Raw genomic sequence first — 14,516 nt, 5'->3', positions numbered from 1 at the left:
GGCCGCCCGCACCTCCCCTGCTACACCGCCCGTCATGTCCGATAAGAATCATCTCTATCTGGTCGATGGCTCCAGCTACATCTTCCGCGCCTATCACCGCCTGCCGCCGCTGACGAACCCGAAGGGCGTGCCCGTGGGTGCGGTCTATGGGTATACGACGATGCTCTGGAAGCTCGCCAAGGACCTGCACGATGCCGACGGGCCGACGCACCTTGCGGTGATCCTCGACCATTCGAGCCAGTCGTTCCGCAACGAAATCTATGACCAGTACAAGGCGAACCGGCCCGAACCGCCGGAGGACCTGCGCCCACAATTCCCCCTGATCCGCGACGCGACACGCGCCTTTTCCTTGCCGTGCATCGAAATGGAAGGGTTCGAGGCCGACGACCTGATCGCAAGCTATACCGAAGCGGCGGTGGCCGCCGGCTGGGACGTGACGATCGTGTCGTCGGACAAGGATCTGATGCAGTTGATCCGCGAACCGGCGGGCGATGCGCCGCAGGTCGACATGCTCGACACCATGAAGAACGTTCGGCTGGGGCTGGACGCGGTGAACGAAAAGTTCGGGGTTACGCCCGACCTCGTCGGCGACGTCCTCGCGCTGATGGGCGACAGCGTCGACAATGTTCCCGGCGTGCGCGGGGTCGGGCCGAAGACCGCGACCAAGCTGATCCAGGAATATGGCAATCTGACCGCCGCGCTCGACGGCGCGGAGACGATGAAAGCCAGCAAGCTGCGCGAAAACCTCATCGAACATCGCGCGATGGCCGAACTGTCGCGCATCCTCGTCGAACTGAAGCGCGATGTGCCATTGGTCGACGCGCTCGACGACCTGAAGCTGGGTTCGATTCCACCCGAACCGCTCAAACTCTTCCTCGACGAACATGGCTTCCGCTCCCTGTCGGCAAAGCTCGACCTTGGCGCGACCCCCGGCGGGCCGCCAACCTTCCCGCGCGCGAACGCCGCGCCGACCACCGCACCCGCCGCGCCGTCGACGCCAACGCTGGCGGCGATGCCCGCCATCGATCGTTCGGCGTATGAATGCGTCACCACCGTCGAGGCGCTCGACCGATGGATCGCCGAAGCCCGCGCCGCGCATGTCGTCGCGATCGACACCGAAACGGCCAGCCTCGACAGCGTGACCGGTCGCCTCGTCGGCGTCAGCCTGGCGACCGCGCCCGGAAAGGCTTGCTATATCCCGCTCGGCCACGGCGGGACCGACATGTTCGCCGAAAAGCCCGAACAGATCGCAATGGACGACGCGATCGCGCGCCTCCGACCCCTTTTGGCCGACGATGCGGTGCTGAAGGTCGGGCACAATCTGAAATATGACATCGGCGTCCTCGCGCAGCACGGGCTGACCGTGGCGCCCTATGACGACACGCTGGTGATCAGCTTTGCGCTCGACGCGGGCAAGCATCAGCACGGGCTCGACGAGTTGGCGAAACTGCATCTCGACCACGTCTGCCTGTCGTTCAAGGACATGTGCGGTTCGGGCAAATCGCAGATCAGTTTCGCCGAAGTGCAGCTTGACCGTGCGACCGAATATGCGGCCGAAGATGCCGATGTCGCGCTGCGGCTGTGGAAGCTGCTGAAACTGCGCCTGCCGATCGAAGGCGGAACGCGCGTCTATGAAATGGTCGACCGCCCGCTCGCATCGATCGTCGAAGGCATGGAGCGCGCAGGTATCATGGTCGACCGCGAGTATCTCGCGCGACTGTCCGGCGAGTTCGCGACCGAGATGCTGCGCATCGAAGGCGAAATCCATGGCCTTGCCGGACAGCCTTTCGCAATCGGCAGCCCAAAACAGCTCGGCGAAATCCTGTTCGACAAGCTGGGCCTGAAGGGTGGCCGCAAGGGCAAGTCGGGCGACTGGTCCACCGACCAGAGCGAGCTGGAGCGGCTTGAACGCGACGGCGTGCCGATCGCCCGCAAGATCCTGGAATGGCGCCAGCTTGCCAAGCTGAAGTCGACCTATACCGATGCGCTGCAACAACAGATCAACGCTACGACTGGCCGCGTCCATACCAGTTACAGCCTTGTCGGCGCCCAGACCGGACGCCTGTCGTCGACCGACCCGAACCTACAGAACATCCCGATCCGCACCGAGACCGGTCGCCAGATCCGCGATGCTTTCATCGCGGCGCCGGGCCATGTGCTGATCGCGGCCGACTATAGCCAGATCGAGCTGCGGCTCGCGGCGCACATGGCGGACGTTCCCGAACTCAAGGAAGCCTTCGCCCAGGGGCAGGACATCCACGCCGCGACCGCCATCGAGCTGTTCGGCGAGGTCAATCGCGACACGCGCGGCAAGGCAAAGACCGTCAACTTCTCGATCCTTTACGGCATCTCGCGGTGGGGGCTGGCCAACCGCCTGGAAGTGTCCCCCGACGAGGCACAGGCGCTGATCGCGCGCTATTTCGAACGCTTCCCCGGCATTTCGGACTATATCACCGACACGCTCGAAAGCGTGCGCGCAAAGGGATATACCGAAACGCTGTTCGGCCGGAAAACATGGTTCCCTCGCATCAAGGCCGCCAACCAGAATGAACGCGCGGGCAGCGAACGCGCCGCGATCAACGCCCCGATCCAGGGCACGAGCGCCGACCTGATCAAGCGCGCGATGGCGCGCATGCCGGACGCGCTCGATCAGGCGGGCCTCGGCGACGTGAAAATGCTGCTACAGGTCCACGACGAACTTGTCTTCGAAGCGCCCGAGGGCAAGGCCGAAGCCGCCGGCGAAGTGATCCGCCGCATCATGGCGGGGGCGGCCGAACCGGTGCTGACGCTGTCCGTACCGCTGGAAGTCGAAATCGGCACCGGCAAGAGCTGGGGCGAAGCGCATTGATCGGGGCCCTGTTGCTGTCGGCTGCGCTCGCCGCCGATCCGCTTCCGGCGGCGTCCCCCGCACCCGCCGCAATCGCCGTCCCGATCATCGCCGACACCGACATTCGCGAATATGCCGCGGTTGCCGGCCGCAAGGTCGCGGGGCGTCCGGTCGGCGGGCCCTATCCCAATGCCGACAAGGTGCTGCTGATCGCGCGCGATGGCAAAGGTTATCCGACCGTCGCCGCCAGCATCGGTTTTCCGACACGCCAGTCGCTTCCCGCCCCGCCCGTCGGCACGCTGGCGATCATCCGGCTGCACCAGCGGTCGGAAAACATCGTTCCGGGACCGACTGCCGACGATCTGGCGTTCGTCGCCGCGAACCGGATGTCGCTGTTCGTCATCGGCGAATGGGCGCGACCCGCGCCGATGTGGGAGGTCGCGTGGGTCGATGACGCGGTACGCTATCGCGCTATTGGCGATGTCGGCGAAATCGGACCCTGGCAGGACTGATCCGGCCGCATGTTCGCGCTTCCGGTTGCGGGCGCCGGCTGTCCCCCTTGCCACGCATTGCGAAGCACGAACGCTCCGAAGACACGAAGAACCGCCTAGTCGGGCGGCGCGCCGAAGCGGTTGGAATCGTCGGTTCCCGCACGCACCAGTTCGACGAAAAGCAGCAGCAGAACGAAGCCGCAGCCAATGGCCGCCCAATCCGGACCGGCACTGGCCCGCGCGGCCCACGTCATCAGTTCGGTCGGATCGACCGTGGCGCCCCGGCTCATCTCGGCCAACTGCGCGGGGAGATGCTCGACCATCGCGGCCGTTCGGCGCGCTTGCGAGTGGGTGATCACCAGAATGGCGGGCGGCAGTACGCAAGCCCACCACCCGCTGCGTCCGCGATCGTGGAGCCGCCGCGCCGTCGCCGTGAGCAGCAGCGCAGCCCCCAGCAGGAACAGGCCGATATTCAGAAAGGCCGCCTTGGCCGCGCCCTGCATCTGATATTGGAAAAGCCTTTGGGCAAATTGCGGGTCATTGGGCTCCGCTTTCATCAGCATGTCGAGCGGGGGAAAGGTCAGCACGACCTGTGCCACCATCTGCACGACGATCAGCGGCGCAAAGACCAGCGCGCAATAGATCCAGAACTGCATGCGATCGTCGCGGCCGCGTGCATCGAAGAGGCCGCCAAAGCCGCGACGCGCAGCGCGCACGATCGAAAAATCCGCCATGAAACCTCCCTGCCCGGCACCTCCCTATCCGTCGGGCCCGCGCGTGCCAACCGCGCAAACACCCCGCTTTGGCGGCAAACAGCGGCGACTCGCGTCGGGTGGCGTGCCTCTCTCTTCCCTGCACCGCGCTTTGGTTCTATGACGCCGCCGTGACATCCCGCTGGCATTTTTGCGACAGCGGTGACGAAAGGCATTCATGACGACTCCCCCGGCGGCCAGTGCGCCGATCCGCATCCAGCAGAATTTTCTCGCGCGCCACGAACGCCGCCTGCTCAACTGGATCTGCCCCCGCCTTCCCGCGTGGACGACCCCCGACCAATTGACCGCGCTCGGATTCCTGGGCGCGATCATGGTCGCCGCTGGCTATATGCTGAGCTGGATCGACGACGAATGGCTGGGGCTTTGCCTCGCGGGCTACCTCGTCAACTGGTTCGGCGACTCGCTCGACGGCAGCCTCGCGCGCTGGCGAAAGATCGAACGACCCAATTATGGCTATTTCGTCGATCACAGCGTCGATGCGGTGGCCACCCTGCTGATGGTCGGATCGATCGGGATGAGCCCCTATATGCGGCTCGACGTCGCCTTGATGGCCGTGATCGGATATTTCCTGCTGTCGATCCACACCTTCATCGCCGCGAAAGTCGTTGGGGAATTTCGCCTGTCCTACATGGCCGGCGGCCCCACCGAACTGCGGCTGATGCTGATGACGATGACCGCGCTGATGCCACTGGTCGGCGGCGGCGACATCGGCGGCATCAACTTTTCGGGCTTTGATCTGTTCGCGCTCGTCATCGCCAGCATCCTGATGACGCTGTTCGTCGTGCAGAGTTTCGCAACAGCCCGGGCACTCCGTTCGCGCGGCGCCTGAAGGCCGCCCCTTCCCGAGTCGCGCGGTGATCTCTCCGCCGCGGCCGCGCGTCAGGGCCGCAGCCGCGCCTGCGGATAGGTCCCGAGCAGGCGCAACGACTTGGTCTGGAAATCCAGCTCTTCCAGCGCCCGATCGATCGCTTCGTTCCCCGGCGCGCCGACGATATCGGCGTAGAATTTGGTCGCCGCAAAGCTGCCGCCGACCTGATAGCTTTCGAGCTTGGTCATATTGACCCCGTTGGTCGCGAAGCCGCCGAGCGCCTTGTAGAGCGCGGCGGGAATATTCTTCACCTCGAACACAAAGGTCGTCATCAGCGGCACCTCCGCAGGCGCGCCGGCCAGCGGTTCGCGCGCCAGGACGACGAAGCGGGTCATGTTGTAATCGGCATCTTCCATGCCGGTGCCGTGCAAGGTCAGGCCGTAGAGCCCCGCGGCATGCGGCGGGGCCAGCGCGGCAAGGCCGACCTCGTCGCTGTCGGCGACCCAGGCCGCAGCGCCGGCCGTGTCGCTGTGCGCCACTGGCGAGATATTATGGGCGCGCAGCCATTTCCGGCACTGGCCTAGCGCCTGCTCATGACTCATCGCGCGGGTGACCGGGCCGAGATCGCGGCTCATCAACCCGTAATGGATCGGCAGGAAATGCTCTCCGACAATGTGCAGACCGGATTCGGGGAGCAGGAAGTGAATGTCCGCGACGCGGCCGTGCAGGCTGTTTTCGATCGGGATGATCGCGCGATCGACGCGGCCGTCGCGGACGGCATCGATCGCATCTTCGAACGAATAGCAGGGCAGCGGCAGCGAGTTCGCGTCATATTCGCGCGCCGCAAGGTCGCTGTTGGCGCCGGGAGCGCCCTGAAAGGCAAGGCCGCGGGCGGGATCGGCCAGCGCCGCCGCCTTCATGTCGTCCACCAGCCTTTGTGCCGAAGCCGAGTAACTACCCATTGCCTGCGTCCGCCTGCCTTCCACCCCAGAGCCGCGGCGCATAGCGGCCGCGTCTCACCCGCGCAACCGGCCTCAAGCCATTTCATCCTCTTGCGCCGCGCACCGCGCCCCAGTAAGGGAGCGACCAAATCAAAGAGGCGTCCACGGGCGGGCGCGAGCGAACGGGGCTGCAAGCATGGACAATCGCAACAACACTATTGCCGGCTGGGTACTGTTCGCTGGCATTTGCGCACTGGGTCTGTCGATCGGATCGGGCATGTTGTTCGCCAGCCACAACCCCGAAAAGCCGGGCTATCCGATCGAGGATGCCGGTGGCGGCGAAGGCGGCGGCGCGGCAGCCGTTCCGCTTCCGAACCTGCTTGCCGCGGCCGACGTCGCAAAGGGCGAAGCGGTGTTCGCAAAGTGCGCCGCCTGCCACACCATCAACTCGGGCGGCGCCAACGGCATCGGCCCCAATCTTTACGGTACGATGGGTGAAGCCATCGGCCAGGGCAAGGGCGGCTTTGCCTTCTCGGACGCGCTGAAGAATGTTGGCGGTTCGTGGGACTTCGAAAAGATGGATCACTGGCTCACCAGCCCGCGCAAGTTCGCCAATGGCACCAAGATGTCGTTCGCCGGCCTGTCGAGCGCCGAGGATCGCGCCAACCTGATCGTCTATCTGAACGCACAGGGTTCGAACCTGCCGCTGCCCGCTGCCGAAGCCGCTCCGGCAGCCGATGCACCGGCCGAAGGCGCCGACGCGGCAGCGGCCGATGCTGCGGCTCCCGCCGACGCTGCGGCCGCGCCGGCTGAAGCCAAGAAATAATGCGCCTCCTGCCCGTCGCACTGGCGGGCGCGATATTGCTTGCTGGCTGCGGCAAGGCCGAACAGCAGCCGGCCAGCGACGTCCCCGGCACGGCGGTACCCGCCGAACCCGCTCCGGCGATCGAACCGACGGCGGCGATGGGCGAACAGGTCTTCAAGCGCTGCGTCGCCTGCCACACGATCGAGAAGGATGGACCGAACGGTATCGGCCCCAACCTTCACGACGTGGTCGGCCGCGCCGTCGCCACGCACGCGGGGTTCAACTATTCAGCGGCGCTGAAGGCGAAGGGCGGCAATTGGGACGATGCGAAGCTCGACCGGTTCCTCGAAGCGCCCATGAAATATGCACCCGGCACGCGCATGGCGTTCGCGGGCGTGATCGACGCGGCGGACCGCCGGGCGCTGATCCTCTACCTCGAAAGCCAGAAATAGCATCTCGCTGCCGCGCCGCGGATCACAGCATCAATGATGCTCGGCGTTCGCGTAGAAATCCTGGATGATCGCCCAGGCTTCCTCGGCCGTCTCGACAAACCGGAACAGGCCAAGGTCGCGGGCGCTGACCACGCCTTCTTCGACCAGCGCCTCGAAGTTCACGACGCGCTGCCAGAATTCCTTGCCGAACAGCACGATCGGAATCGGCTTGATCTTGCCGGTCTGGATCAGGGTCAACAGCTCGAACATCTCGTCGAACGTACCGAAGCCGCCGGGGAAAACCGCGACGGCGCGCGCGCGGAGCAGGAAGTGCATCTTGCGAAGCGCGAAATAATGGAACTGGAAGCTCAGCGACGGCGTCACGAAGCGGTTCGGCGCCTGCTCGTGCGGCAGCACAATGTTGAGGCCGATCGATTCGCGCCCTTCATCGGCGGCGCCACGGTTGGCGGCTTCCATGATCGATGGTCCGCCGCCCGAACAGACGACGAAGTTCCGGTTGCCATCGGCATCGCACGGAATCTGGCTGGCGATGCGGGCGAGTGCGCGCGCTTCGTCATAATATTTGGCCTTGGCCTTCAGGTGCCGCGCAATGTTGCGCTGGACGTCGTCGGTCGCGGCCGTCTCGAGCGCGTCGGCGGCGTCGGGTTCGGGAATTCGCGCCGACCCGTAGATGACCAGCGTCGACTCGATCTTCGCTTCGTCGAGCAGCAGTTCGGGCTTCAGCAGTTCGAGCTGGAAGCGCACGGGCCGCAGATCCTCGCGCAGCAGGAAATCCTTGTCCTGAAAGGCAAGCTTGTAGGCCGGATCGGCGGTCTGCGGCGTGGTAGTCGCCTGCTTGGCGAACTGCGCGTCGTCCTTGGCCTTGTGGAAACGCGAACGATGGGGCTGTTTGTCTTTTGTCATTACCGAGCGGCTAGCCGTTTCGTGCGACTTTGCCAAGACACGCCCATGTCTCCACACCGCCGTCATTGCGAGGAGCCGCAGGCGATGCGGCAATCCACAGGGTGCCAGTCAGCCCCAAACTGATGGCTGGAGATTGCTTCGCTGCGCTCGCAATGACGCTGCTAGCGGCAATATCCGTTGCCGCTCATGTCCATGTGGAAATGGTTGTAATGCGCCGCATTATAGTCGGGGCTGAGGACGGTGCCAAAGCGCCGGCACGCAGATTTGTGCAGCGCGCGCAGAAAGTCCTGCGACGTCTTGTCGCCGTTCCAGCCGCCGTCGAGCATGATGCGCCGTCCGTCGGCCAGCACAAAACCCGACACGTCGATCGCGTTCGAAGAGGCATGCTGCGACAGCCGCCCCGAGCGTCCACCGTAGATATTCCGGCAGCTATAGGTGCCATAGGTTTCGATCTTCACGACCTCCTGCCCGAAATATTGCCGCGCCGCGGGCTTCACCGCGAACTGCGCCCAGGCGGCAAAGCTCTTTGCGAGCGGACAGGTCATCGCGCCGAGATTGGTCACCGGCGTACCGATATCGAGCAGCTTGACCGAATCGATCGAACTGCAACCGCCGCCATGATCCTGGTTAGGCAACGGCGTGAAACGTACGCCCGCCTGTTTCAGGTCGAACGCGCACTGCTGTGCTTCGGCGCTGGTGAAGGACGGGGTTCCGACGACCTGCGGCCGGGTCGGCTTGCTGGCTGTCGTCTGCTTGCCGCTCCCCCGTTTCATGACGTCGGGGGCGCCGAAACAGGCCGAAAGAGCCAGCGCCGCGGTGGCGGCGAACAGGACCCGGGGCCTCAGGAAAGACGGGATCGGCATAGGCGTCAATTTATCGACAATATGGTTAACAAGCCGCTAACTTTTGAACTCGGCTCGTCCAGATTTTCGCCCGGCCCACGCAATTTGTTTGACAGTTGCGCGTCCGTCCCTAAAGGCGGCGCCGGGCCACGCGGTCCCAACGCCGCGCGAGCTCTCTGCAAGGAGAGACTATGATGAGTGAAGTGCCGACGCCACAAGTGCGCCCGACGCGCCCCTATTTTTCCTCCGGTCCCTGCGCAAAGCCGCCCGGATGGGACGCCTCCAAAATTTCTGTCGAATCGCTGGGCCGCTCGCACCGCGCCAAGATCGGCAAGACGCGCCTGCAATATTGCATCGACCTGATGCGCGAGATGCTGCAGCTTCCCGACACCCATCGTATCGGCATCGTACCCGGATCGGACACCGGCGCCTTTGAAATGGCGATGTGGACGATGCTCGGCGCCCGCCCGGTCACGACGCTCGCCTGGGAAAGCTTCGGCGAAGGTTGGGTTACCGATGCGGCAAAACAGCTCAAGCTCGACCCGACGGTCATCCGCGCCGATTACGGCCAGCTTCCTGACCTGACCCAGGTCGACTGGTCGACCGACGTGCTGTTCACCTGGAACGGCACCACCAGCGGCGTCCGCGTTCCCGATGGCGACTGGATTCCCGCCGACCGACAGGGACTGGCCTTTGCCGACGCGACCAGCGCGGTCTTCGCTTACGACCTGCCGTGGGACAAGATCGACGTCGCGACCTTCAGTTGGCAGAAAGTGCTGGGCGGCGAAGGCGGGCACGGCGTGCTGATCCTCGGCCCCCGCGCGGTCGAGCGCCTCGAAACCCACACCCCCGCCTGGCCGCTGCCCAAGGTGTTCCGCCTGATGGCAAAGGGTGCGCTGGCGGAAGGCATCTTCAAGGGCGAGACGATCAACACTCCGTCGATGCTCGCCGTCGAAGACGCGATCTTCGCGCTCGAATGGGCAAAGTCGCTGGGCGGCCTCGACGGCCTCAAGGCGCGCAGCGACGCCAACGCGGCGGCACTCGACACGATCGTCGCCGAACGCGATTGGCTCAGCCATCTCGCCGTCGACCCCGCCAGCCGGTCGAAAACCTCGGTCTGTCTGTCGGTCGCCGGGGCGGACGCGGATTTCATCAAGAAATTTGCCGGCCTGCTCGAAAAGGAGGGCGCGGCCTATGACATCGCGGGCTATCGCGATGCGCCGCCGGGCCTCCGCATCTGGTGCGGCGCGACCGTCGATGCCGCCGACGTCGCGGCGCTCGGTCCCTGGCTCGACTGGGCCTACGCCAGCCTTTCGGCCTGACCTTTGCGTTCCCCGGCGAACGCCGGGGTTCCCCTTCCCATTCCGCCACAGATCCCGGCATTCGCCGCGATACGGAGACATAAAATGACCGCACCCAAAGTTCTGATTTCCGACAAGATGGACCCGAAAGCCGCCGCGATCTTCAAGGAACGCGGTATTCAGGTCGATGAAATCACCGGCAAGACCAAGGAAGAGCTGATCGCGATCATCGGCGATTATGACGGCCTCGCCATCCGCTCGGCCACCAAGGTCACCCCCGAAGTCCTGGCTGCCGCGACGAACCTCAAGGTCGTCGGCCGCGCCGGGATCGGCGTCGACAATGTGAACATCCCGGAAGCGTCGAAGAAGGGCGTGATCGTGATGAACACGCCGTTCGGCAACAGCATCACCACCGCCGAACATGCGATCGCGATGATGTTCGCGCTGGCACGCCAGATCCCCGAGGCCAATACGCTGACGCAGGCCGGCAAATGGCCGAAGAACGACTTTATGGGCGTCGAGCTGACCTCGAAGACGCTCGGCCTCATCGGCTGCGGCAATATCGGCAGCATCGTCGCCGAGCGCGCGTTGGGGCTGCGCATGAAGGTCGTCGCCTTCGACCCCTTCCTGACGCCCGAACGCGCCGTCGAACTGGGCGTCGAAAAGGCCGATCTCGACACTCTGCTCGCCAAGGCCGACTTCATCACGCTGCACACGCCGCTGACCGACCAGACGCGCAACATCCTGTCGGCCGAGAATATCGCCAAGGCCAAGAAGGGCGTCCGCATCATCAACTGCGCACGCGGCGGCCTGATCGACGAGGCGGCGCTGAAGGACGCACTGGATAGCGGCCATGTCGCGGGCGCCGCGCTCGACGTGTTCCAGACCGAACCGCCGGCTGCCGATCATCCGCTGTTCGGCGCGCCGAACTTCATCTGCACCCCGCACCTCGGCGCATCGACCGACGAGGCGCAGGTCAATGTCGCCATTCAAGTGGCCGAACAGATCAGCGACTATCTTCTCACCGGCGGCATCACCAACGCCCTGAACGTGCCCAGCCTGTCGGCCGAGGAGGCGCCGAAGCTGCGCCCCTATATGAGCCTGGCCGAAAAGCTCGGCAGCCTGGTCGGCCAGCTTGCGCACGATAATCTGACCACGATCTCGGTCGAGGTCGAAGGGGCCGCGGCCGAACTCAATCTGAAGCCGATCACCGCTGCGGTACTCACCGGCCTGATGCGCCGCTATTCGGACAGCGTGAACATGGTCAACGCCCCGCACCTGGCGCGCGAACGCGGGCTCGACGTGCGCGAAGTTCGTCACGATCGGGACGGCGACTATCACACGCTTGTTCGCGTGACCGTCGCGACAAGCGACGGCGACCGATCGGTCGCGGGCACGCTGTTCAGCAACGGCGACCCGCGCCTCGTCGAAATGTTCGGCATCAAGGTCGAGGCCGATCTCGACGGCCACATGCTGTACATCGTCAACGAGGACGCGCCGGGCTTTATCGGGCGCATCGGCACCGCGCTTGGTGAAGCCGGGCTTAACATCGGCACCTTCCACCTCGGCCGCCGCGCCGCGGGCGGTGAAGCGGTGCTGTTGCTCAGCCTCGACTCGCCGATGCCCGAACCGCTGCTGTGGCAACTTTGCCAGCTTCCAGGTGTGAAGACGGTAAAAGGTCTGAAGTTCTGAGCGATCATCCCCTCCCGCTTGCGGGAGGGGACTATATTGAACTCCCCTTTCCACCCGCCTAAAGGCCGCAATCGATGACCAAGGCCCCTGCCCTGCTACCCGAAGGACTCCGCGATCGCCTGCCCGTGCAGGCGGAAGCCGCGTCGCGCGTGACGCGCGCGCTTGTCGATGCGATGCGCGCGCACGGCTATGGCCGGGTGTCACCCCCGCTCGCCGAATTTCGCGAAACGCTGGGCGGCGATGACGATCGTTCGGCGCGCGACCTGCTGCGCTTCACCGATCCGGTCTCGCAACGCACGCTGGCGCTTCGCCCCGACATCACGCGGCAAGTCGGCCGGATCGCGACCTCGTTGCTGGCCCGGGAGCCGCGCCCGCTGCGGCTTTGCTACGCAGGTCAGATCGTCAAACTGCGCGCCAGCCAGCTCCGCCCCGCGCGCGAAATGCTACAGGTCGGCGCCGAACTGATCGGCAGCGACAGCGTGGTGGCGGCGCGCGAAATCGTAACGGTCGCGATCGACGCCCTCGACGCGGCGGGGATCGGCCCGGTGACGATCGATTTCACCCTTCCCGACGTCGTCGACCTGCTCGCGGGCGGACCGCTGCCCGTCGAGGCCAGCATCGACACGCTGCGCGACGAACTGGACGCGAAAGACGCGGGTGCGCTCGTCCGTATCGGCGCCGACGCCTATCTGCCTTTGCTGCGCGCGACCGGCCCGTTCGACCGCGCCATCGCAGATTTGCGCGCTTTCGACAGCACGGGCGCCCTTACCAGCCGTATCGACGCGCTCGAGGAAATCGCCGCGCCGATCCGGGGCCGCGTGTCGTTGACCCTCGATCCGACCGAGCGCCACGGCTTTGCCTATCAAAGCTGGTTCGGTTTCCAGATTTTCGTCCCCGGCCAGGGCGACGCGATCGGCCGCGGCGGCGGCTACGCCATTCCGGTCGGCGAGGATCGCGAAGAGCCTGCCGTCGGCTTTTCGCTTTACCCCGACCCGTTGATCGACGACGGCCTGGGCAGCGACGACGATGCCGAGCGTCGCATCTTCCTTCCGCTCGCCCACGATCCCGCGCTGGCCGCAAGCCTGCGCGCTGACGGCTGGCAAACGGTTGCGGCGCTCACCGCCGGCGAGGACGCACAGCGCCTCGGCTGCGGCTTCGTCCTCGGCCCCGACGGACCCGTTGAAGCCTAGAAATCCGAAATCCCGAAGCGCGGGATGCCCTGATTGACCCCCGGCGGATCGAGTACGGTCACGTCGAGTTCGACCGGCTCGCCAATCCAGTGTGCGAGGCTGGTATGATCCGCAAGGTCATCGTCGGTCAACGGATGGACGAGCGCCCGAAGCCCCGCCATCTCGATCGCCGCGACCACGGCAGGTCGATGGCTGGCCAGAAAATGCACCTCATATTGCGCAATCGGATGCGGCCCCGCCGCGCCATCGGTCAGCGCGCCCACGAACAGGATCGCGGGGTCGGCGCCAAACTCATCGCGAAGCGAGACGGCTGCTGGCCGCTCGGCGGGATCGCAATAGATATGCGCGTGATAAGGCGCGTCTGGGTTCGTCATACAGGCATCGCCTTCCTGGTCACGTCGCGCCGGACTTGATCCGGGCCTGCTTCATTAAGAGGAGATGGCTGGTCCCGGGTCAAGCCCGGGGTGACAAGCGTCAGGCAACGCCTGGAAGCAACCGAAGGCTCCCCCCAAACCAGCCGCCCGCCTACCGCGCGGAAAACACCCGCTTCAACCACGCATCGACCGTCGCCGTTGGCGCATAGGCCGGATCGCCCAGCCGCCGGTTGATCTCGGCATGCCCCTGCAAGCCTTCGCCCGGAAAGCTCGCTCGCTCGACCTTGCTGCCCCCCGCTGTCAGCGCTTCGCCCAGTGCCTCGGCCTGCCGCACCCCGTCGGGCCGATGGACATGGAGCAGCAGGAATTGCGGCGCATTCGGTGCAGCGGCCTGCAACGTCGGGGACAGCGTCCGCTGCCGCGCGGGATCCGCCCCGAAGGCCTGTCTGTAGGTCGCCTGCATGATCGCCGGCCCATCCTTCATCTGCGCGGGAACGTCATAGGCGGCACCGTCGATCGGGATCACGCCCGCGATACTGGCGAAAGACAGGCCCGCGCCGCGAAGATAGCGCTCATCGGTTCCGACCAGCGCGACCAGATGCGCACCCGCGCTGTGTCCCATCAGCACAATGCGCCGCGGGTCGATGCCCAGACCGTCGGCGCGATCGACCAGCGCCCTGACCGCCGCCGCCACGTCTGCCGCCTGCTGCTCGACCGTCGCACCGGGTACGAGGCGATAGTTGATCGACGCGAAAGCATAGCCCTCGCCCGGATAGTGGACTGGCTTGAACCGGCCGGTCGCATTGTCCTTGCTGCCGTGCTGCCAACCGCCACCGTGGACGAAGACGACGAGCGGCGCCGGCCCCTTCGCGTCCTTCGCGCGCCACACATCAAGGCTTTGCAGCGCGTTGCTGCCATAGGAAATCGCCTCGCTGCCCGGCACCTTCGGCCCCTCGTCGGCACCCATGCGCTCGGCCATCCGATCGCGCACGCGGTCGCGAATCTTCTCGCGCGCACCGCTCGTCGCGACGCTTCCGGCGACCAGGGCCGTCGCCGCGATCATTCCGATCCAGTATCTTTTGCCCATCGATCGACTCCATCGCCTCCCGGCGTCATC

At 65.5% G+C, this 14,516-nt stretch carries 14 protein-coding genes; 8 read left to right on the top strand and 6 right to left on the bottom strand.

What is annotated here, in order from left to right:
- Positions 1 to 34 precede the first annotated feature (34 nt).
- A complete protein-coding gene (gene polA / locus JNM03_RS16135) occupies positions 35 to 2,848 on the top strand; it encodes a DNA polymerase I (RefSeq protein ID WP_294038151.1) in 2,814 nt (937 codons plus the stop codon).
- Positions 2,845 to 3,339 carry a hypothetical protein gene (locus JNM03_RS16130; protein WP_294038150.1) on the top strand — a complete coding sequence of 165 codons (495 nt, stop codon included), beginning with the start codon at positions 2,845 to 2,847 and terminating at the stop codon, positions 3,337 to 3,339. Before polA ends, JNM03_RS16130 begins: the two co-directional genes overlap by 4 nt.
- 95 nt (positions 3,340 to 3,434) lie before the next feature.
- On the opposite strand, the gene JNM03_RS16125 is transcribed toward JNM03_RS16130, so the two are convergent.
- Complete coding sequence (locus JNM03_RS16125) at positions 3,435 to 4,052, bottom strand: DUF805 domain-containing protein (RefSeq protein WP_294038148.1); 618 nt, start codon at positions 4,050 to 4,052, stop codon at positions 3,435 to 3,437.
- Between the two features lie 196 nt (positions 4,053 to 4,248).
- On the opposite strand from JNM03_RS16125, the gene JNM03_RS16120 reads away from it, so the two are divergent.
- Positions 4,249 to 4,920, top strand: a complete 672-nt coding sequence (locus tag JNM03_RS16120) for a CDP-alcohol phosphatidyltransferase family protein (protein WP_294038146.1) — start codon at positions 4,249 to 4,251, stop codon at positions 4,918 to 4,920.
- Positions 4,921 to 4,970: 50 nt separating this feature from the next.
- On the opposite strand, the gene JNM03_RS16115 is transcribed toward JNM03_RS16120, so the two are convergent.
- The gene (locus tag JNM03_RS16115; RefSeq protein ID WP_294038145.1) at positions 4,971 to 5,861 is read right to left on the bottom strand and encodes a prephenate dehydratase; all 891 of its coding nucleotides are present in this window, start codon (positions 5,859 to 5,861) and stop codon (positions 4,971 to 4,973) included.
- Positions 5,862 to 6,036: 175 nt separating this feature from the next.
- Here JNM03_RS16115 and JNM03_RS16110 point away from each other — a divergent pair, with 175 nt between their 5' ends.
- Both JNM03_RS16110 and JNM03_RS16105 read left to right on the top strand, forming a co-directional pair.
- Positions 6,037 to 6,666, top strand: a complete 630-nt coding sequence (locus JNM03_RS16110) for a cytochrome c family protein (RefSeq protein ID WP_294038143.1) — start codon at positions 6,037 to 6,039, stop codon at positions 6,664 to 6,666.
- The gene (locus tag JNM03_RS16105; protein WP_294038141.1) at positions 6,666 to 7,097 is read left to right on the top strand and encodes a cytochrome c family protein; all 432 of its coding nucleotides are present in this window, start codon (positions 6,666 to 6,668) and stop codon (positions 7,095 to 7,097) included. The genes JNM03_RS16110 and JNM03_RS16105 overlap by 1 nt, the downstream gene beginning before the upstream one ends.
- 30 nt (positions 7,098 to 7,127) lie before the next feature.
- Here JNM03_RS16105 and JNM03_RS16100 read toward each other — a convergent pair whose 3' ends face one another.
- Both JNM03_RS16100 and JNM03_RS16095 read right to left on the bottom strand, forming a co-directional pair.
- On the bottom strand, positions 7,128 to 8,000 hold the full coding sequence (locus JNM03_RS16100; protein WP_294038140.1) for an LOG family protein: 873 nt from the start codon (positions 7,998 to 8,000) through the stop codon (positions 7,128 to 7,130).
- A 161-nt stretch (positions 8,001 to 8,161) separates the two neighbouring features.
- A complete protein-coding gene (locus JNM03_RS16095; protein ID WP_367235959.1) occupies positions 8,162 to 8,773 on the bottom strand; it encodes an extensin family protein in 612 nt (203 codons plus the stop codon).
- A 263-nt stretch (positions 8,774 to 9,036) separates the two neighbouring features.
- Here JNM03_RS16095 and JNM03_RS16090 point away from each other — a divergent pair, with 263 nt between their 5' ends.
- The 3 genes from JNM03_RS16090 to JNM03_RS16080 all read left to right on the top strand — a co-directional run bounded on the left by JNM03_RS16090 (position 9,037) and on the right by JNM03_RS16080 (position 13,025).
- Positions 9,037 to 10,164, top strand: a complete 1,128-nt coding sequence (locus JNM03_RS16090) for a phosphoserine transaminase (protein WP_294038190.1) — start codon at positions 9,037 to 9,039, stop codon at positions 10,162 to 10,164.
- A gap of 84 nt (positions 10,165 to 10,248) precedes the next feature.
- Positions 10,249 to 11,835 (top strand): phosphoglycerate dehydrogenase, encoded by a 1,587-nt coding sequence (gene serA, locus JNM03_RS16085; protein WP_294038137.1) that lies wholly within the window; start codon positions 10,249 to 10,251, stop codon positions 11,833 to 11,835.
- A gap of 74 nt (positions 11,836 to 11,909) precedes the next feature.
- Positions 11,910 to 13,025 carry an ATP phosphoribosyltransferase regulatory subunit gene (locus JNM03_RS16080; protein ID WP_294038136.1) on the top strand — a complete coding sequence of 372 codons (1,116 nt, stop codon included), beginning with the start codon at positions 11,910 to 11,912 and terminating at the stop codon, positions 13,023 to 13,025.
- On the opposite strand, the gene JNM03_RS16075 is transcribed toward JNM03_RS16080, so the two are convergent.
- Positions 13,022 to 13,399, bottom strand: a complete 378-nt coding sequence (locus JNM03_RS16075) for a DOPA 4,5-dioxygenase family protein (RefSeq protein ID WP_294038134.1) — start codon at positions 13,397 to 13,399, stop codon at positions 13,022 to 13,024. The genes JNM03_RS16080 and JNM03_RS16075 overlap by 4 nt on opposite strands.
- A 151-nt stretch (positions 13,400 to 13,550) precedes the next feature.
- Positions 13,551 to 14,378, bottom strand: coding sequence for an alpha/beta hydrolase (locus JNM03_RS16070; protein ID WP_294038188.1), 828 nt, complete (start codon positions 14,376 to 14,378; stop codon positions 13,551 to 13,553).
- Positions 14,379 to 14,516: the final 138 nt, after the last annotated feature.

The organism is Sphingopyxis sp. (assembly GCF_016793825.1).
GTDB lineage: Bacteria > Pseudomonadota > Alphaproteobacteria > Sphingomonadales > Sphingomonadaceae > Sphingopyxis.
Note: the sequence above shows the minus strand (reverse complement) of the source record. Positions and strands in the feature narration are given on the sequence as shown.

What these genes read in the sequence shown, in the direction of transcription:
- polA (WP_294038151.1), top strand. Translation starts at nt 35, where the DNA reads ATGTCCGATAAGAATCATCTCTATCTGGTCGATGGCTCCAGCTACATC.
- JNM03_RS16125 (WP_294038148.1), bottom strand. Translation starts at nt 4,052, where the DNA reads ATGGCGGATTTTTCGATCGTGCGCGCTGCGCGTCGCGGCTTTGGCGGC.
- JNM03_RS16120 (WP_294038146.1), top strand. Translation starts at nt 4,249, where the DNA reads ATGACGACTCCCCCGGCGGCCAGTGCGCCGATCCGCATCCAGCAGAAT.
- JNM03_RS16115 (WP_294038145.1), bottom strand. Translation starts at nt 5,861, where the DNA reads ATGGGTAGTTACTCGGCTTCGGCACAAAGGCTGGTGGACGACATGAAG.
- JNM03_RS16110 (WP_294038143.1), top strand. Translation starts at nt 6,037, where the DNA reads ATGGACAATCGCAACAACACTATTGCCGGCTGGGTACTGTTCGCTGGC.
- JNM03_RS16105 (WP_294038141.1), top strand. Translation starts at nt 6,666, where the DNA reads ATGCGCCTCCTGCCCGTCGCACTGGCGGGCGCGATATTGCTTGCTGGC.
- JNM03_RS16100 (WP_294038140.1), bottom strand. Translation starts at nt 8,000, where the DNA reads ATGACAAAAGACAAACAGCCCCATCGTTCGCGTTTCCACAAGGCCAAG.
- JNM03_RS16095 (WP_367235959.1), bottom strand. Translation starts at nt 8,773, where the DNA reads ATGAAACGGGGGAGCGGCAAGCAGACGACAGCCAGCAAGCCGACCCGG.
- JNM03_RS16090 (WP_294038190.1), top strand. Translation starts at nt 9,037, where the DNA reads ATGAGTGAAGTGCCGACGCCACAAGTGCGCCCGACGCGCCCCTATTTT.
- serA (WP_294038137.1), top strand. Translation starts at nt 10,249, where the DNA reads ATGACCGCACCCAAAGTTCTGATTTCCGACAAGATGGACCCGAAAGCC.
- JNM03_RS16080 (WP_294038136.1), top strand. Translation starts at nt 11,910, where the DNA reads ATGACCAAGGCCCCTGCCCTGCTACCCGAAGGACTCCGCGATCGCCTG.
- JNM03_RS16075 (WP_294038134.1), bottom strand. Translation starts at nt 13,399, where the DNA reads ATGACGAACCCAGACGCGCCTTATCACGCGCATATCTATTGCGATCCC.
- JNM03_RS16070 (WP_294038188.1), bottom strand. Translation starts at nt 14,378, where the DNA reads ATGGCCGAGCGCATGGGTGCCGACGAGGGGCCGAAGGTGCCGGGCAGC.